General features: G+C 40.2%; 18 protein-coding genes and 2 tRNA genes. 19 read left to right on the forward strand and 1 reads right to left on the reverse strand.

Annotated elements, in window-relative coordinates; genetic code table 11:
- Positions 1–54 precede the first annotated feature (54 nt).
- From ssb to BLL40_RS03745, 19 genes are all read left to right on the forward strand, one after another.
- A complete protein-coding gene (gene ssb, locus BLL40_RS03655) occupies positions 55–603 on the forward strand; it encodes a single-stranded DNA-binding protein (protein ID WP_073710575.1) in 549 nt (182 codons plus the stop codon).
- A gap of 24 nt (positions 604–627) precedes the next feature.
- Positions 628–867, forward strand: a complete 240-nt coding sequence (gene rpsR / locus BLL40_RS03660) for a 30S ribosomal protein S18 (RefSeq protein ID WP_018395039.1) — start codon at positions 628–630, stop codon at positions 865–867.
- Positions 868–1,179: 312 nt separating this feature from the next.
- Positions 1,180–3,159, forward strand: coding sequence for a methyl-accepting chemotaxis protein (locus tag BLL40_RS03665; protein ID WP_073710576.1), 1,980 nt, complete (start codon positions 1,180–1,182; stop codon positions 3,157–3,159).
- 127 nt (positions 3,160–3,286) lie between these two features.
- Entirely contained in the window at positions 3,287–4,219 is a 933-nt protein-coding gene (locus tag BLL40_RS03670; RefSeq protein ID WP_159434187.1) for a YybS family protein, read from the forward strand.
- 66 nt (positions 4,220–4,285) lie between these two features.
- Positions 4,286–6,259, forward strand: a complete 1,974-nt coding sequence (locus tag BLL40_RS03675; RefSeq protein WP_073710577.1) for a DHH family phosphoesterase — start codon at positions 4,286–4,288, stop codon at positions 6,257–6,259.
- Positions 6,256–6,705, forward strand: a complete 450-nt coding sequence (gene rplI / locus BLL40_RS03680) for a 50S ribosomal protein L9 (protein WP_073710578.1) — start codon at positions 6,256–6,258, stop codon at positions 6,703–6,705. The genes BLL40_RS03675 and rplI overlap by 4 nt, the downstream gene beginning before the upstream one ends.
- A gap of 59 nt (positions 6,706–6,764) precedes the next feature.
- Positions 6,765–8,129 carry a replicative DNA helicase gene (gene dnaB, locus BLL40_RS03685; RefSeq protein WP_073710579.1) on the forward strand — a complete coding sequence of 455 codons (1,365 nt, stop codon included), beginning with the start codon at positions 6,765–6,767 and terminating at the stop codon, positions 8,127–8,129.
- Between the two features lie 125 nt (positions 8,130–8,254).
- Entirely contained in the window at positions 8,255–9,541 is a 1,287-nt protein-coding gene (locus BLL40_RS03690; protein ID WP_073710580.1) for an adenylosuccinate synthase, read from the forward strand.
- Positions 9,542–9,822: 281 nt separating this feature from the next.
- A tRNA-Asp gene (locus BLL40_RS03695) sits at positions 9,823–9,899 on the forward strand.
- A gap of 246 nt (positions 9,900–10,145) precedes the next feature.
- Positions 10,146–10,218 (forward strand) — tRNA-Phe (locus tag BLL40_RS03700).
- A 302-nt stretch (positions 10,219–10,520) separates the two neighbouring features.
- Positions 10,521–11,231, forward strand: a complete 711-nt coding sequence (gene yycF / locus BLL40_RS03705; RefSeq protein WP_073710581.1) for a response regulator YycF — start codon at positions 10,521–10,523, stop codon at positions 11,229–11,231.
- A gap of 5 nt (positions 11,232–11,236) precedes the next feature.
- Positions 11,237–13,060: a cell wall metabolism sensor histidine kinase WalK gene (gene walK, locus BLL40_RS03710; RefSeq protein ID WP_073710582.1), complete on the forward strand. Its 1,824-nt coding sequence runs from the start codon at positions 11,237–11,239 to the stop codon at positions 13,058–13,060.
- Entirely contained in the window at positions 13,057–14,391 is a 1,335-nt protein-coding gene (locus tag BLL40_RS03715) for a YycH family regulatory protein (protein ID WP_073710583.1), read from the forward strand. Before walK ends, BLL40_RS03715 begins: the two co-directional genes overlap by 4 nt.
- Entirely contained in the window at positions 14,378–15,163 is a 786-nt protein-coding gene (locus BLL40_RS03720) for a two-component system regulatory protein YycI (RefSeq protein ID WP_073710584.1), read from the forward strand. The genes BLL40_RS03715 and BLL40_RS03720 overlap by 14 nt, the downstream gene beginning before the upstream one ends.
- 20 nt (positions 15,164–15,183) lie before the next feature.
- Positions 15,184–15,978: an MBL fold metallo-hydrolase gene (locus BLL40_RS03725; protein ID WP_073710585.1), complete on the forward strand. Its 795-nt coding sequence runs from the start codon at positions 15,184–15,186 to the stop codon at positions 15,976–15,978.
- Positions 15,979–16,194: 216 nt separating this feature from the next.
- On the forward strand, positions 16,195–17,388 hold the full coding sequence (locus BLL40_RS03730) for a S1C family serine protease (protein ID WP_073710586.1): 1,194 nt from the start codon (positions 16,195–16,197) through the stop codon (positions 17,386–17,388).
- A 13-nt stretch (positions 17,389–17,401) separates the two neighbouring features.
- A complete protein-coding gene (locus BLL40_RS03735) occupies positions 17,402–17,545 on the forward strand; it encodes a CxxH/CxxC protein (protein ID WP_073710587.1) in 144 nt (47 codons plus the stop codon).
- Positions 17,546–17,874: 329 nt separating this feature from the next.
- The gene (gene rlmH / locus BLL40_RS03740; RefSeq protein ID WP_073710588.1) at positions 17,875–18,354 is read left to right on the forward strand and encodes a 23S rRNA (pseudouridine(1915)-N(3))-methyltransferase RlmH; all 480 of its coding nucleotides are present in this window, start codon (positions 17,875–17,877) and stop codon (positions 18,352–18,354) included.
- Positions 18,355–18,461: 107 nt separating this feature from the next.
- Positions 18,462–18,953: a hypothetical protein gene (locus tag BLL40_RS03745; protein ID WP_073710589.1), complete on the forward strand. Its 492-nt coding sequence runs from the start codon at positions 18,462–18,464 to the stop codon at positions 18,951–18,953.
- Between the two features lie 261 nt (positions 18,954–19,214).
- On the opposite strand, the gene BLL40_RS18105 is transcribed toward BLL40_RS03745, so the two are convergent.
- The gene (locus BLL40_RS18105; RefSeq protein WP_143180085.1) at positions 19,215–19,466 is read right to left on the reverse strand and encodes a hypothetical protein; all 252 of its coding nucleotides are present in this window, start codon (positions 19,464–19,466) and stop codon (positions 19,215–19,217) included.
- Positions 19,467–19,517: the final 51 nt, after the last annotated feature.

The following is a 19,517-nucleotide window of genomic DNA, read 5'->3' on the forward strand; positions in this document are numbered from 1 at the left end:
TCTTTTTCAACATGTTTCACGTGAAACATTTCAAAAGAAAAGGAGTTGATTCTGATGATAAACCGGGTGGTTTTAGTCGGTCGTTTAACGAAAGATCCAGAACTTCGCTACACACCAGCAGGAGCAGCAGTTGCGACGTTTACGCTTGCGGTTAACCGTACGTATACGAATCAACAGGGGGACAGAGAAGCGGATTTCATTAACTGTGTTATCTGGCGCCGTCCAGCTGAAAACGTGGCAAACTTCTTGAAAAAAGGAAGCCTTGCCGGTGTGGAAGGACGTATCCAGACGCGCAATTATGAGGGTCAGGATGGAAAGCGCGTTTACGTGACAGAAGTTCAGGCTGATAGTGTCCAATTTCTTGAACCACGTTCATCAGGCGGCGGTGGAGGAGGAAGCTATTCAGATGCTCCTCAACAGCAGCAGGGTAGTGGCTCTTACGGTGGCGAACAGCGGAATAACAATCAGGATTTCCCGTTTGGCCAGCAACAGCAGAATCAACAACGCAGCAATAACAATTCCGGTTATTCCAAAATGAATGAAGATCCGTTTGCGAATGATGGTCAGCCAATCGACATTTCAGATGATGATCTTCCATTCTAATTAATAAAAGAGGAGGGGAAACACATGGCAGGAGGACGCAGAGGTGGACGTAAGCGTAAAAAGGTTTGTTATTTCACATCTAACGGTATTACACATATCGACTATAAAGATGTTGATTTGCTTAAAAAGTTCGTATCTGAACGTGGAAAGATTCTTCCACGTCGCGTTACAGGAACAAGTGCTAAATACCAACGCCGTTTAACAATTGCAATTAAACGCTCGCGGCAAGTAGCACTTCTTCCATTCGTTGGAGAAGAAAGATAAGAATTGAAACAGGCACAATGTTGAATTTTCAGCATTGTGCTTTTTTTATTGAGTGATTCCAGAACGGAAATCAAAAACATATTAAAGAGATGCATCGTAGTCAGTGGAGAATGCAGACTACGATGCATCTCTTTAAGTAGGTTTGGCAGGCTGGAATTGTAGAATAATCTAAGTTATAACGTATATAAAAAAGTAGATAACAACTTTTAATATATATTTTTTTAATATAAAATTTACAAAGGCTTAACAATATAATAGGTATATAACACTATAATGAAAGGCGGGGTTAGGAAGAAGGGTGTAGATCAATAAATGAAATCAATTCGAATGAAATTTATAGTGCCGATTGCCATTTTATTAATGTGTGCGTTTGCCTTTATTATTCTTTTTACAAGCTGGCAAGTAGAGAAAAAAATATTTGAAGATACGATAGGTCAGACACAAGGTTTTGTGAAGGAACTGAACAATTCAGCAGCCGTTTTTTTGGGGAAATATGACGAAAGTATTCAATTATTATCAGAATCAGATCAAGTTGTCCAATATGCTTATACATATCGTTCTTCCAACGAGCTGAACAATAATGCTGAAAGACAAATTCAAACGGTTTTCAACCGATACACAGAAATATATAAAGATGTGTTGAGTGTTTATTATGCTTCTGAGAATGGCGTATTTAAAATGACGCCGGCAACAGCTTTGTCAGCTGAATATAACCCAGTGAAAGAAGCATGGTACACACAAGCCATAACATCAAAACACCCAGTATGGAGCGAGCCATATGAAAGCAAAACAGGAGACTATGTGATCACTGTATCAAAAGCAATCATGAGTGGTGAGGATGTTCTTGGTGTTATTGGATCAGATATTAATTTAACGAGCATGACGAATCGGTTGAATGAGTTGAATATCGGCTATGATGGTTATCCTATTATTTTATCAAATGAAGGAAAAGCGATTATTCATCCGACGGAAAAAGGACAGGACGTTACGAAAGATCCCATAATGGCTTCTGTGATCAACGGAGACGCAAGGGGTGTCATTGATACAGAAAAAGGGCTTATCGTATATGATACAGTTGGCAAAACAGGATGGAAAATCGGTGCTGTATATGAAAAAGAGAACTTATTTGGTGTCTCAAATGAAATGAAAAAAATTCTCGCTATTACAGCGTTTTCTATTCTTTTTTTAGTTATTATTGTCGTATCGATTTTGTCTTCCAAAGTGACAAAGCCGATTCAAAAGCTTAACGAATCTGTTCAGCAAGTAGCGGATGGAGACTTACAGACGCACGTTCATATGTCAGGAAAAGATGAAGTGGCAGCACTTGGAAGGAATTTTAATAATATGGTGCAAAAAATGCGTGGCATTGTCGGCATAACAGATGATGCTGCCGCGAATGTACGTGAATCTATTCATCAATTGAATATAGCGGTGCAGGAAATTAATCAATCAGGTACGATGGTTTTCTCCACGCTTGAAGAATTAACGGACGGTACAGAACGGTCAGCAAGCGGATCTAAGAAAGCAGCGGATCGTTCAATGGAACTGGGCCACTTAATCAGTTCTATTTCAGAAGAGGCGTCAGCAATGTCGAAGCTTGCTGAGCAGGCTGCTGGAGCAACGGAAAAAGGATCGGCTCATATGGCGGCAGTTGCATCAGCAATGGATACATCAACGGGATGGATGGAGGCAGCGATGACTGCTATTCGAACGCTGGCAGAAGACATTATCCGCATTGAAAGCATCGTTCATGTGATTGAAGATATTTCAGCACAAACGAATTTGCTTGCGTTAAATGCATCGATTGAAGCGGCTCATGCAGGTAACCATGGCAGAGGATTTGCAGTGGTGGCGCAGGAAGTGAGAAAGCTGGCAGAACAGTCAAATAAAGCAGCCGGCGAAATTCATCAAAAAATTGCGGCTGTTCAAACTGGATCTGAACATGTGATTGATACGATGAGCCAGGCTGGCGATCATATTATGATACAAACAGAAGCTGTACGCGAAACAGAAATTGTATTTACAGATCAAGGAGATTTGATGAATAAAATGGATGCTGCAATTGTCGAAATTGCGAGTCACATTCATACAGCTAATAATGAAAAAGATGTTGTTGTGCAAACGGTTGGTCATTTGGCGGAGGAAGCGCACTCTTCCGCTGCTTCATGCGAAGAAGTACAGGATCAGACGAAAAACCAGCTTTCAGTTATAGAAAGTGTTGCGTTGGCATCTGAACAGCTTGCTTCATTAAATGAAGAATTGATTAAGGCAATTCGTCAATTCCGCATATAGGTGTTTATGGAAACAGTCCGATCATTTGTTTGGACTGTTTTGTATTTAAAGTTGAATGGGTGGAGAAAGGCATGTAGAATGAAGAAGGAGATTGTTGGATTTAACGGTGTATGAACGGAGTGTTAAAGTGGAAAGAACGAAAATGATAACAGAAGGAGCGCTTATGTTGGCACTTTTTACAGTGCTGCTCCTTGTTTCGGTGTACGTGCCAATTTTGTCAATAATCGGTGTCTTGTTTTTGATGCTGCCTTTTTTTATTTACAGTGCAAAATACAAGATCGCACCGGCTTTTATGCTGCTTGTTGGAGCAGTAGCCATTACATTTTTAATAGGCGGTCCATTTATGATGCCAGCAGCGTTGTTGTATGGAACAACCGGTATTGTAATGGGAACGATGGTGCGGAGAAAAACGGATAACTGGATCATCTATATGGCAGGGAGCCTAACATTTCTATTGAATGTTATCGCTCAATATGTCATCACGGTCTGGTTGTTTGACTTTACATTTTTGGATGAATTTCGTGCTATTTTTGAGACGACGATCAATGAAGCTGGCCCATTACTTGGTTCAGGAGACATGGATCAGATGAGAGAGCAAGTGGATATAGCAATGAGTTATATTGATGCGATCTTACCTGCCTTGTTGATCGCGACATCATTTGGCATGGTATTTATATTAATGATGATCAACTATCCAATTGCGAAAAGACTTGGCATTCAAACAAAGCCAGTCCATTCATTTCACACAGTGCGCTTGCCAAACTCGATTTTATGGTATTACCTGTTATTCATGATTAGCGCACTAATCGCCAATCCAGAAGAAGGAACAATGTGGTATGCCGTATACGTAAACATCATGTTTATTTTACAAGGTTGTCTATACATACAAGGTTTATCATTCGTGTTCTTTTTTGCGCACAGTAAAAAATGGTCGAAAGCAATTCCAATTATTATTGCAATTTTATCAATTCCTGTCATTCCGGTCCTTTATCTTATCCGATTATTAGGTATAATTGACTTAGGGTTTGATTTGAGACAGCGAATGCAGAAAAAGCTGTAACATGCTTTTTAAAATCGACTCCATTATGTTACATATAATGGAGTTCTACAATTAGGAGCTGAAGCTATGCTTTCGTATTATAACAGACGAATTGTTCAATGGCTGTTGATCGTTATCGCGCTGGTCTTAACCACGGCTTCTATATGGCTGCTAACCTATCATCACGTTGTGGGCATTGTGATGATCACGGTGACGATTACGCTTCTCCTGTTTTTGTATCTAGCGGAAAAAAGATTGCATGCGGAAGTGGAGCAATATGTGACGACGCTTACGTACCGACTGCAAAAGGTGGGTGACGAAACGCTTCAGAAGCTGCCAATCGGGATTCTTTTGTACAATAGAGAATATAAAGTCGAGTGGGCAAATCCTTTTTTGACTTCGTACTTTAAAGAAGAAACACTTGTTGGTGAATCACTCTATGAAGTAGCCGAGCCCATGCCTGCGGTTATTAAAGGAGAAAAGGAAACTGTTATATCGCTCCATGATAAATTATTTCGGGTCATCATTAAACCAGAAGAGCGTCTTCTTTACTTTTTTGATGTAACGAAACAGGAAAAAACAGCACAGCGATTTGAAGAAGAAAAAACAGTGCTTAGCATCATTTTTCTTGATAACTATGATGATTTAACGCAAGGAATGGACGATCAGACACGAAGCAGATTAAACAGTGTAGTGACATCTATGCTAAATAATTGGGCAAAAGATCATGGAATGTATTTAAAGCGTATTTCATCCGATCGTTTTTTTGCTGTATTGAATGAGCGTATTTTAAAAACGCTTGAGGAAACAAAGTTTTCGATATTAGATGAAATTCGGGAAGAAACAGCGAAGTACCATGCACCGCTTACTCTAAGCATTGGAGTAGGGCAAGGATTTGTTCCATTACCCGAACTTGGTGACATCGCTCAGTCCAGTCTGGATTTGGCACTTGGTCGCGGTGGTGATCAGGCTGCGATTAAGCAAGACGACGGGAAAGTCAAGTTTTATGGTGGGAAAACAAATCCGACAGAAAAGCGGACACGTGTCAGAGCACGAGTTATTTCCCACGCGCTTCGTGATATTGTTGTAGATAGCGATAAAGTTATTGTGATGGGGCACAAGTATCCCGATATGGATGCGATCGGGGCATCAATGGGCATTCGTCATGTAGCTGAACTAAATGATCGTGAAGGATATATTGTCATTGATTTTTCGCAAATTGATACAGCAGTGAAGAGACTAATGCAAGAATTAAAAGAACAAAATCCCGAGCTTTATTCACGCTTCATTACACCAGAAGAAGCGCTCGAAATTGCAACGAATAAAACACTGCTCGTTGTCGTTGATACGCATAAGCCGTCTTTAGTCATTGAAGACAGACTATTGACAAAAGCTGAGCGGGTGATCGTGATCGATCATCATCGGCGCGGAGAAGAATTTATTAAAAATCCAATTCTCGTTTACATGGAGCCTTATGCATCTTCGACGGCAGAACTTGTAACGGAATTACTTGAATACCAACCGAAAGCGAAAAAAATAATATCGCTTGAAGCGACAGCGCTTCTGGCAGGGATTATTGTCGATACGAAAAGCTTTTCACTACGGACAGGTGCCCGGACGTTCGATGCAGCTGCGTATTTGCGTACACATGGAGCGGATACGATACTCGTTCAGAAGTTTTTGAAAGAAGATATTGATACGTATATTCAGCGCGGCCAGCTTATCGAAACCGTTTATTTTTACAAAGATGGTCTAGCTATTGCAAAAGGAGAAGACGGTTATATATATGATTCAGTATTGATTGCTCAAGCAGCCGATACGCTCCTTACAATGAACGGTGTGCAGGCGTCGTTCGTCATTGCGAGAAGGGGAGAAGAGATGATCGGGATAAGTGCCCGTTCGCTTGGTGATGTAAATGTACAGGTTGTTATGGAACAAATGAATGGCGGGGGCCATTTGACGAATGCGGCAACACAGGTGAAAGATGCATCTATTGAAGAGGTTGAAATGAAATTATGGCGAGTTATTGATGAATTGACAGAAGGGGGAAATGAAGAATGAAAGTTATTTTTTTAAAAGATGTAAAAGGTAAAGGGAAAAAAGGTGAAGTGAGAAACGTAGCGGACGGCTATGCACATAACTTTTTAATTAAAAATGGATTTGCCGTAGAAGCAACATCCGGTAATCAGAATACACTTGATGCACAAAAGAAAAAAGAACAGGCAATTGCAGCAGCAGAATTGGAAGCAGCGAAAAAGCTAAAAGAAACGGTTGAAAAATTAACGATTGAATTACATGCAAAAATAGGCGAAGGAGGCCGTATTTTTGGTTCTGTTACAGCGAAGCAGGTAGCAGATGAGTTGAATAAGACGCATAATATTAAAGTAGATAAGCGTAAAATGGATTTACCAGATGGCATTCGCAGTCTTGGTTATACGAATGTTTCCGTTAAATTACATAATGAAGTAACAGCTGTCTTGAAAGTTCATGTATCAGAGGACAAGTAAACAAATAAAAAATGTGATCGGATTTATCTGGTCACATTTTTTGTGTAAGGAGATTGAAAATGAGCGATTTATTGACGGACCGCATTCCGCCGCAAAACATTGAAGCAGAACAGGCAGTACTAGGCGCGATCTTTCTTGAGCCATCTACGTTAACAGTCGCATCTGAAATTTTAATTCCGGAAGATTTTTACCGGAATGCCCATCAGCAAATTTATTTAACGATGTTAAAACTGGGTGATCACGGAAAAGCAGTAGATGTTGTGACGGTGACGGAAGATTTGGCAGCCGCAAAGCAGATAGAGGATGTCGGAGGCATTGCCTATCTAAGTGAACTGGCAGCTTCTGTACCGACAGCAACTAACATTGAATACTATGCCCGCATTGTCGAAGAAAAGTCTCTCTTGCGCCGCTTAATTCGCACAGCAACAACGATTGCACAGGACGGATACAACAGGGAAGACGAAGTAGAAGATTTGCTCAGCGAAGCGGAAAAAAGCATTATGGAAGTAGCACAGCGAAAAAACGCCGGTGCATTCCATAATATTAAAGATGTACTCGTCCGTACGTACGATAATATTGAGCTTCTTCATAACCGAAAAGGCGATGTGACGGGTATACCAACTGGGTTTGCCGAACTTGATCGCATGACAGCCGGCTTTCAGCGCAATGATTTAATTATCGTTGCTGCCCGTCCATCAGTAGGTAAAACGGCTTTTGCACTGAATATTGCCCAAAATGTTGCAACGAATACAGATGAAAAAGTCGCGATTTTTAGTCTGGAAATGGGTGCAGAACAGCTGGTGATGCGGATGCTATGTGCGGAGGGCAATATTAATGCTCAAAACTTAAGGACCGGTGCTTTAACAGATGAAGACTGGCGAAAATTAACGATGGCAATGGGCAGCTTGTCTAATTCAGGTATTTATATTGATGATACGCCAGGGATACGCATCGGTGAGATTCGGTCAAAATGCCGTCGTTTGAAACAGGAACAGGGTTTAGGTATGATTTTAATTGATTATTTGCAGCTCATTCAAGGGAATGGCCGCTCGGGCGATAATCGTCAGCAGGAAGTGTCGGAAATTTCTCGGTCATTAAAAGGGCTTGCCCGTGAACTTGAAGTGCCCGTTATTGCGCTCTCTCAATTATCGCGTGGTGTAGAGCAGCGGCAAGATAAGCGTCCAATGATGTCTGATATAAGAGAGTCTGGTTCTATTGAACAGGATGCGGATATTGTTGCCTTCTTGTACCGTGATGATTATTATGACAAAGAATCAGAAAATAAAAATATGATTGAGATTATTATTGCGAAACAGCGGAATGGCCCGACTGGTACAGTCGAGCTTGCATTTGTGAAAGAATACAATAAATTCGTGAATATTGAGCGGCGTTTTGATGATATGTCCACACCTCCAGGGGCATAAAGGCGAATGAATAATCAATAAATCATTAAATTGTTCGTATTTTCTGTTTGACGGATAGTGTATTTTACTGGTAAAATAACTGTGTTTGAGAAAACGTTTTTCATGAACCTTTGGAGGTGCAAAAAATGTCATCAGTAGTAGTAGTAGGAACACAGTGGGGCGATGAAGGAAAAGGGAAAGTTACAGATTTTCTTTCTGAAAATGCAGAAGTGGTTGCCCGTTATCAAGGGGGAAACAATGCAGGCCATACAATTAAATTCAACGGTGTTACATACAAGCTTCATTTAATCCCGTCCGGCATTTTTTATTCGGATAAAATTTGTGTAATCGGAAACGGTATGGTAGTTGATCCAAAAGCGCTTGTAAAAGAGCTTGCCTATTTGCATGGGCACGGTGTATCAACGGATAATCTTCGCATTTCAAACCGTGCACATGTGATTTTGCCTTATCATTTGAAAATCGATGAAGTAGAAGAAGAACGCAAAGGCGACAATAAAATTGGTACGACGAAAAAAGGAATCGGCCCTGCTTATATGGATAAAGCAGCACGCATGGGTATCCGTATGGCTGATCTTTTAGACCGGGAAACATTTGAAGAAAAATTAGCACATAACGTTGCAGAAAAAAATCGTCTTCTAGAACGTTTTTATGAAACAGAAGGATTTAAAGTAGAAGATATTCTTGATGAATATTACGAGTATGGTCAGCAAATTAAAGATCTTGTCTGTGACACATCTGTTGTGTTGAACGATGCGCTTGATGAAGGCCGACGTGTATTATTTGAAGGTGCACAAGGGGTCATGCTTGATATTGATCAAGGAACATATCCATTTGTTACGTCATCAAACCCAGTTGCTGGGGGTGTAACAATCGGTTCTGGTGTTGGACCTAGTAAAATCACACATGTGGTCGGTGTATCAAAAGCGTACACAACACGTGTTGGCGACGGACCATTCCCAACTGAATTGAACAATGAAATCGGTGATCGTATCCGTGAAGTTGGCCGTGAGTATGGGACGACAACAGGCCGTCCGCGCCGTGTTGGCTGGTTCGACAGCGTTGTTGTCCGTCATGCACGCCGCGTCAGTGGTTTAACAGATTTGTCTCTTAATTCCATCGACGTATTGACAGGCATCGAAAAATTGAAAATTTGTACAGCTTACCGCTACAAAGGCGAATTGATTACCGAATATCCGGCGAATCTGCGTACACTTGCAGAGTGTGAGCCCGTATATGAAGAACTCCCGGGCTGGACAGAAGACATTACAGGGGTGAAAAACTTGAATGAGCTTCCTGAAAACGCACGTCATTATATTGAGCGCGTTTCACAGCTGACAGGTATTCCGCTTTCTGTATTCTCTGTTGGACCGGACCGTAATCAAACGAACGTTGTAAGAAGTGTCTGGGGCTAATCATGATGAAAACCGTTTCCTTTGTGGAAGCGGTTTTTTAAAATGTGCTGTATTTAGTGCCTGTTGTTTATGATCTAAGTAGATTTAGTCGTATTTAAATGCGAATGTTCATGGGTGTGGGTATGACATGACGAAATTTGTATTGTAATGTTTGGAAATAGTCGCAAAATTGTCAATATATCTTCGGATTGTTCGCATTTTTCGACAATTTTTTTCGAAATGTATTGTCAGCCTTTTAGGCATGTGGTAATATTAGCAAAGTTGCTAGTAAACATATTGTTGGTCCGGTAGTTCAGTTGGTTAGAATGCCTGCCTGTCACGCAGGAGGTCGCGGGTTCGAGTCCCGTCCGGACCGCCATTTTTACTTTAACCTAATGTTATGTCTTAATAGCGGCCGTCCATATCTGTGAATTGTCCTTCATGATTAACGGTCGCTATGTTTTTAACAGATAACGTAAAGAACGTTAATTATTTAGGCTCAGTAGCTCAGTCGGTAGAGCAAGGAGAGTAATCTTCCCTGAACTTGCATCAGCGTACCGCTTCGGGCGCAGCGCGAACGGGACGAAGGACAAATGAATTTTAGTTTATGAAAGTATTTTATATAGGCTCAGTAGCTCAGTTGGTAGAGCAAAGGACTGAAAATCCTTGTGTCGGCGGTTCGATTCCGTCCTGAGCCATCAAAAAAAGCATCGCGGTGATTTCGCTCCCGTGGTGCTTTTTATTTTTTTATATTAAAGGGCAGTAAGTGAGAATGTATTGTAAGACTTCGAAAAAATAAGGAACAACTACCCGTAAAAGTGTGATTGATCTAGAGGTGAAGTGAAGTACCACTTTATGAAATGTTTACCGAACAGAAACGGGATGCCGCAATCACACTATTCATGGTAAAGTTAAAAAGGTAAAAGAGGCGAAAATATGGTAGAATGAATTATTTAAAGCCATCTTTAATGTATCGAAAAAGAAGCGAGGGACATAGATCATGCAAAAGAAAATATTGGTTGTAGATGATGAAAGACCAATCGCAGACATTTTGCAGTTTAATTTAAAAAAAGAAGGATACGACGTTCAGTGTGCATATGATGGAGACCAGGCTGTTGAGATGGTAGAAGAAATGCAGCCGGATATCATTTTGCTAGATATTATGCTTCCGGGCCGTGACGGGATGGAAGTTTGCCGTGAAGTACGCAAAAAATATGAAATGCCAATTATTATGCTGACAGCAAAAGATTCTGAGATTGATAAAGTGCTCGGTCTTGAACTTGGTGCGGATGATTACGTCACAAAACCGTTTTCCACGCGTGAACTCATTGCTCGTGTGAAAGCAAATTTGCGCCGACATCAAGCGGTGCCTGTACAAGAAGAAGAACAGACAGAAACGAATGAAATTGTGGTCGGGGCGCTAACCATTCATCCGGATGCATACATTGTTTCTAAACGAGACGAAACGATTGAATTAACGCATCGTGAATTTGAACTACTCCATTATTTAGCTAAACATATTGGACAAGTCATGACGCGTGAACATTTGCTTCAAACCGTTTGGGGATATGACTACTACGGGGATGTTCGGACAGTGGATGTTACTGTGCGCAGGTTACGAGAAAAGATTGAAGATAACCCGAGCCACCCTTCATGGATCGTGACGCGAAGAGGAGTAGGCTACTACTTACGCAACCCTGAGCAGGAGTAGTGTTGATGAAACGAGTAGGTTTTTTTCGTTCGATTCAAATGAAATTTTTGCTCACATATGTACTGCTTATTTTATTTGCGATGCAAGTGATTAGCGTGTATTTTGTAAACTCTCTCGAGGAAAAATTTGTAACAAATTTTAAAACCTCTTTGCAACAACGTATTGATCTATTGGAGTACAATTTGGGTGAAGAAATGTTGAAAGAGCGCAATGATGAATCGAATACGCTTGAGCAGGATATTCGGCGTATTTTAAAAGATTTTTCTGCTCCAGATATTACGGAAGTGCGTATCGTTGATGAACGGAGCCGGATTATCGGTACATCTGATGCCAATAATCAAGGTGTGGTCGGCCAGCGTATGACAGAAATATCCATAAAACGGGCGCTGTCTGCTAGTACGACAGAAGATAGCATGTTGATTGACGACCGGACTGGTCGCCGTGTTTGGGTATTAACGTCTCCTATTTTATTAAATAGTGAAGTGATCGGTGCCATTTACTTAATTGGAGATATCGAAACTGTATTTAGCCAGCTAGATGATATTAATGAAATCTTGTTTTCTGCGGCGATTTTGGCGTTAGCTATTACCGCGATACTAGGCATTACGCTGGCGAGAACGATTACAAGGCCAATTACAGATATGAGGCGTCAGGCGGTTGCGCTGGGGAAGGGGAACTTCTCAAGAAAAGTAAAAGTGTATGGTCAAGATGAAATTGGTGAACTTGCAGTAACATTTAATAATTTAACGAAGCGGCTTCAGGAATCGCAAGCGACAACAGAAGGTGAGCGTCGTAAGCTGTCATCCGTTTTATCACATATGACGGATGGTGTAATTGCGACAGACCGCCGTGGCCGTGTTATTTTAATTAATGAACCAGCATCGAAAATGCTGAATGTTTCACGTGAAACAATTATTTCACAACCAATAGTGTCTCTGCTAAATTTAGAGGAAGACTATTCGTTTGATGATTTATTAAATGAGCAGGATTCGGTTAATCTTGACTATAGTACGCATGAACGCCCGTACATCTTACGAGCAAATTTCTCGGTTATTCAAAAAGAAACGGGCTTCGTTAATGGGTTGATTACCGTTTTACATGACATTACTGAACAGGAAAAGATTGAAATAGAACGTCGTGAATTCGTGACGAATGTATCACATGAACTGCGGACGCCGCTTACGACGATGCGCAGCTACTTAGAAGCGCTTGCTGATGGGGCATGGCAAGATCCGGACATTGCACCGAATTTTCTTGATGTGACACAGACAGAGACGGAGCGGATGATTCGGCTTGTGAATGATTTGTTGCAATTATCAAAGTACGACAGTCATGAATACAATTTAACGAAGAAAGATACCGATTTTATCGAATTTTTCAATAAAATTATTGATCGTTTTGAAATGACGAAATCGCAGGAAGTTACATTCCGGCGTAAACTGCCGCGCTATCCGATTTATGTCACAATCGACCAAGATAAGCTGACACAGGTTATTGATAATATTATTTCGAATGCACTGAAATATTCACCAGAAGGCGGACTTGTTTCATTTAAAGTGGAAGAGCATGGTGACACGATTCAAATAAGCGTCAGTGATCAAGGGATGGGTATTCCAAAAAAGAGCCTTGAGCGCATTTTTGAACGTTTTTACCGTGTAGATCGGGCTCGTTCGCGGAAAATGGGCGGAACTGGTCTTGGTCTTGCGATTGCAAAAGAACTGATTGGTGCACATGACGGTCATATTTGGGCAAAGAGCGTGGAAGGAACAGGAACAACGATATTCTTCACATTGCCGGCAGATCTTTCCGAAGAGGATGATTGGGTATGAATTATGAAAAAATCAAATCCGCTGCCCTCGCGCTGCTTGTGCTCATAAGCCTGGCATTTACATGGGGCATCTGGAACTACAAGCCTTCTTATGAAACGATTACGGAAAGCTCAGATACAATTGTAACAGAAGTGGAAATTGGCCAGCAGCGCAAAATTTCATCGCTGCTGAAGCCAACTAAAATTGTCACCCATTTACAGGGTCAATATTATGGAACGGAGGCAAAAGAAGAGTTAACATGGTTCATGGAGGAAATGGCTTCATGGATGTTTTATGAACCAGAAAATATTTCTAATTTGTTAAATGAGCAAGAATTTAATGAACTGTTGACTGGTGATTCTCATGTTGAATTATTTTTTGCTGGGCCCATTCCGTTTAATACAATGAAAAATATATTAGCTTTTAATCATTCAGATGTCCCGAGTGCTGTATTTGACCGAATGGTGGTTCAATTGGAAGAGAAAAGTAACAGTATGTCTGTTTACTTCGTTTCCGTACAGGAACGGCTAGTATTTAAAAGCCGAATTGAATCCACATCACTTGCAGAATTTAAAAGGCGCTATTTGGCACCATCAAATCATCTTGAACCATACATCGCGCATCAAATTCGAAATGGGTCACTTTTATATGTAAGAAAAGAAGCACCGGTATTGTATACGAAACAATATTTGCCCGAACAAATAGAGGGTGAAACCTTTAAAAAGGCCCTGTTTAATGATCCAAGTTACGTAAGACGCGGATCAAGCTCGAGAAGTGATGAGTACACAGATGGTTCCAGTTTAATGAGTGTCAATCACAGTACTGGTGTCATTACGTATTTGAATTTGGCAGTGGAAAATGAAATCGGTCAGAAAATAGCGCTTTATAAGCTTATTGATAAAAGTATCAGCTTTGTCAATGACCATAATGGCTGGGTGGATGAGTACCGGCTGTTTAACACAACCCCAGGTTCCTCGTCTATTAGTTACCGGTTGTTCTTAAATGATTACCCAGTATTTAACGAGCAGGGGATGGCTGAATTATCTCAAACATGGGGGCGTGAACGCATTTATCAATATAGCCGTCCTTCTTTTATTATTCAGCTTGATAGTCCGCTTCTGGAAACAGAGCCGCCGATTGAGCTTGAAGGTGGAGAAGAAGCCATTAGCAAAGTGCTCAGCCAAGAAATTGATGTGTCTCTTTTGACAGATATGCGAATTGGTTATGAAATGACCATTGAGCGTGAATTACCGAAAATTTTAGCGTTTGAGCCTTCCTGGTACTATAAATATAATGGAAAGTGGCGGCGTCTTGTGACTGGTGGAGGGGGGACAGCCGATGGATTGGAATAAAACAAAAACAATTTTTATCGCTGTGTTCCTTGTACTCGATCTGTTTTTAGCAGTCATGTTTTTTAACAAATATGATGCGAGCCGTTTTGAAGTCATTAAGGAAACTTCCATTGAAGAAAAGCTTCAGTCCGATCGAATTGAATACGAAAGAATGCCCGTTGATGCTGAAGAGCTATCCATTATTACGGCCAAACCGAAAATATTTTCTGAAAAAGAGTTTTTCTTTTTAACGAAGCAGAAAATGACAATTAACAATGGAACAGAAGTTATAAGTGAGCTGGACAAGCCATATGACACGGATGGGGCAACACGCGAAAAAATTATCTCTTTCGTAAAAAACAACGTATTGCAAGGCGACCGCTATTCCTATTGGAAGCGGAATCGTGATGAAAAAACAGTGATTTTCTATCAGCAGTTTGGTGATAAAAAACTGTTTAAAAATATAAGTGGTTATTTAAAGGTGCAGTTGGATGATGCTGACAACATTATTAGCTATACACAGACAATGCTGTCAGACATTGATGAAAATCGTGAAGAGGAAGCCGTTTTAACAGCCTTCCAAGCGATTGATGCCTTGTATAAAAATGGTCGTATTCAGCCGGATAGTGAAATTGCCAATGCAGAACTGGGCTACTATACCTTCGTACGGCTAACAGAAGCACAGGTGCTGTCACCGACATGGTACTTTCAGCTGAAAAAAGATGAAAAAACGGAAGAAATTTATGTGAATGCGTTTGACGGGTCTATTTATCAAACGGAAAAAGAGTCGTAATTTAACTGGAGTGGTCATACATGACGATGCAATTTAGTGTGCTTGCAAGTGGAAGCACTGGCAACGCAATTTTTGTGGAATCAGACGGTCAATCGTTCCTTGTGGACGCAGGACTGAGCGGTAAGAAGATGGATGAACTATTTTCATCGATTGGCAAGAAGATTGAGGAACTTTCCGGTATTCTTGTTACACATGAACATAGTGACCATATTAAAGGACTTGGTGTGCTGGCTAGAAAATATAAATTGCCGGTATACGCCAATGAAAAGACGTGGAGAGCAATGGACCGATTAACGGGTACCATTGATGACAGTCAAAAGTTTATATTCGAAATGGAAACAGTAAAAACATTTGGCTCACTCGACATTCAGTCGTTTGGTGTATCACATGATGCAGCTGAGCCAATGTTTTATATTTTTCATCACAGTGGCAAAAAACTTGTGTTGATTACGGATACAGGCTATGTCAGTGACCGAATGAAAGGTTTAATCGAAAATGCGGATGCCTATGTGTTCGAAAGTAATCACGATGTCGGAATGCTGCGTATGGGCCGCTATCCATGGAATATTAAACAGCGTATTTTAAGTGATGTCGGCCACGTATCAAATGAAGATGCTGCACTCGCGATGAATGAGGTTATTGGACCGAATACGAAACGAATTTATTTGGCGCATTTGAGCACAGATAATAATATGAAAGAACTAGCAAAAATGAGTGTCACGCAAACGTTGCAAATGAAAGACGCCGGTGTTGGAGAGCAATTTCATTTATTTGATACCGATCCCAAAACGTCAACGCCGCTAGCTACGATTTAAACGAAACATCCCTAGCTTGTATGCTGGGGATATTTTTTGATTGAACGGTCAGAAATATGGCTAAACGATCAACAACTCGTGTAAGTGGTCAAAATAGGATTGAACCTGATTTTTCGCCTTATCAGTTGCTCTTATTTTAGTCAAAAGCGTATAATTTTTTCAGAATAGATAAAGTGAATGGTGAGACAATAAGAGGGTGGAAAGGATGAGGAATACATGGGTTATTATGATGAAGGACGCATGGGGCGTAATAAGCGTGGTGGCAAAGGTGGCTATTTTTTATCCGGATTGGCAGGTGTTGTTGTAGGTGTGGGACTTGTCATTGCAATCCTTCCATCCATAACGGATTACCAGAACGATGAACGAACTGTCGTTGAAAATCAATCTTCTGGCCACACAGAGCAAGTTTCAGTTGATGTGACAACAGATGTGACAAAAGCAGTCGATAAAGCGAAAGATACGGTCGTCGGCATTACGAATATTCAAGAAACGATGAACTTTTTCGGAGCAGCAGCGACGACACAGGAAGCAGGTACAGGAAGCGGTGTTATTTATAAAAAAGATGGAAATAAAGCATTTATAGTTACGAACTACCATGTTGTTGAAGGCTCGCAGCAGCTGGAAGTAACACTTGCAGATGGTACGAAAGAACCAGCAAAACTTATTGGTAGCGATGTATGGACAGATCTTGCTGTCCTATCAATCAGTGATAAAAATGTTGATAAGGTAGCTGAATTTGGCAACTCGGAAGCATTGAAAATTGGTGAACCGGTTATCGCAATCGGTAATCCACTTGGTCTTGAATTTTCCGGTTCTGTTACGCAAGGTGTCGTTTCGGGACTTGAACGTGCTGTACCTGTTGATTTAAACGGTGACATGGTGAGCGACTGGCAGGCAGAAGTATTGCAAACAGATGCGGCAATCAACCCGGGTAACAGCGGTGGTGCTCTTGTGAACATTGCTGGGCAGGTGATCGGTATCAACTCAATGAAAATTGCTGAAAATGCCGTTGAAGGGATTGGACTATCCATCCCAATTGATGCAGTACTTCCAATCATTGAAGACCTTGAATCATTTGGAGAAGTGAAGCGCCCTGCTATGGGGATCACGCTTCAAAACGTTAGTGAATTGCCAGCATATCATCAGCGGCAAACACTTAAACTTCCTGAAATGGTAACAGAAGGTGTCATCATTGAGCAAGTGCTCACTAAATCCCCTGCAGCAGAAGCAGGACTGCGTGAATACGATGTGATTACCAAATTAGACGGTAAACCAATTCAAGATGTTATTGCCTTGCGTAAATATATGTATAACCATAAAAAAGCAGGCGACAGTATCATGATCACATACTATCGTGATGGAAAACAACAGCAGACTGAGTTAAAATTAGTAGCAGAAAGTGATTTTTAATGGGGGAAAAAAGATGTATTGCTGTTTAGAACATGCCGAGCTAGCCTTGGATATTGCTGTTGATGAGTATGAAACAGCGCCTAAAATAGAAAAAGTAGAAGAAGTGCTTTCATGTGAGTTTTGCGAAAATCAAGCCGTATATGTGGTAGGAAACTAATATACGGGTACAAAATGTGGATGGATTCTGTGGGTATGTGGATAAAGTCAGAAAATTCCCGTTATCAACATGTTGATAACGGGAATTTTTTATTATGCGACAATGACTTTTAATAGTATTGAAACAAAAGAAAAGCCTTAAATAAACATAAAATTATCTAAAAAATTTGAAAATTCATTCTTTTTACTCTTTATCAGAAAAAGAAGAGAGTGAAAGTATGATATTCACATGTGTAAGATATGGTAAAATATAAACAGATTCAGTGTTGATATGTGGATAACTTTTGTGGATAACATGTTTGTAAATTGTTTGTAAGGTGGGATTGTATTGTGAATATCTCTATTATAACAGTCGGTAAATTAAAGGAAAAGTACTTAAAACAAGGAATTGAGGAGTATGTCAAACGACTTTCGGCTTATGCGAAAATGGACGTCATTGAAGTAGCGGATGAAAAAGCGCCAGAAGTCCTGAGCGATGCCGAAATGATTCAGGTAAAAGAAAAAGAAGGAGAAAGAATCCTTTCAAAAATTGGACAGGATACGTACGTCATCGCTCTCGCTATTAACGGAAAAATGAAAACATCTGAGCAAATGGCAGCTGATCTCGATAAACTTGCCACATACGGCAAAAGCAAAATTGCCTTCATTATAGGGGGATCACTTGGCCTTAGTGATACTGTGCTAAATCGTGCAGATGAAAAGTTGTCATTTTCGAATATGACATTCCCACACCAGTTAATGCGGTTGATATTAGTGGAGCAAGTGTATCGAAGTTTTCGGATTATTCGGGGGGAACCGTACCACAAGTGAATGGCAAACAGAGTATTGTTTTATTATTAGATAATATTTTTCTCAATAAGTATCAGCTTGTATGAAGTATATTAGCAAAGGTAATTGATAAAAGGAGACATTCACGTATGTTCGACTTCTTAAAAAGAACAAAATTAATAAAAGATGACTTAAAAGGCATGGCAACCTTAATGTATCGAGATGTTTCAGAAGATGCATGGGATAAGGAGAATCTAACTAAAAGAAATTTAGATTTCACTATTGAAAGTACTCGATTCATTGATATGTATGTAAAAAGATTAATGAATACCGAAAAAGGCATTGAACTGTTAAATAAACACTTTGACAATTTTGTGGTTCGAATAGGCGCATATATAGGAGAGGTGATTAAAAAGAATATTAACCAGGATTTTATCTGGTATGAGTTTGATTCTGTTTACGCTTACTCTTCTGCACTTGACGAATTCCATAGAAGTGAAAAAACCTATAGTCTCCTATATTCTAAAAAGAGGGATATTGTTATATTGCCTTTGTTAGAAACAACACACTTCTTGGAAGGGGCTTCTACGTATCCTAATTTTCTAGCTTATGTAGAAGATATGATTAAGAAAAATTCTTAATAAACGTCAATTCAATGTTTGCCAGTAACGATAAGTTGAACCGTATCATAAGTAAATGAGATTTTTAAAAGTCACCTTTTGTATGAGCAAATAGTGTTGGAGACAATTCATAAAGAATCCCTTACTTTGATAACATATCATCAATGCCATGTCTCAAAATCGGTTATTTCAGTGAAAAGCCACGGGGACGAGTTCTTTGGCTTATTAAGCCGAGAAACCCGCCCCCGTGGTCATTGCCAGAGTGATGGCTAGCCTCTGGAGCTAAAGTTTACTTCTTTTAAAAATATTTCTCTTAATAATTAAGTAGTTCTTAATCTCGAAATTTAAATAAAATAGATTAGCTCTGATTTCAAATTCTTCCCTTGTCTTCGGTAAATCTGTTTCACGTATGGACTCTTCGTATTCCTCTTTAAATTTTATTATTCCTGAAGCAAAAACCGGATAATTTATCGTATGGAGACATTGCTGCCAGTAAATAAAAACGACAAAAAGAAAGAACCATCTTTCTCGAATAGATGGTTCCTTCTTTTATTAAGGGGTTTGCGGACACGGCCCCCCTCCCGA

This window comes from Domibacillus mangrovi (assembly GCF_001906925.1).
In the GTDB taxonomy this organism is placed as follows: Bacteria; Bacillota; Bacilli; order Bacillales; family Domibacillaceae; genus Domibacillus; species Domibacillus mangrovi.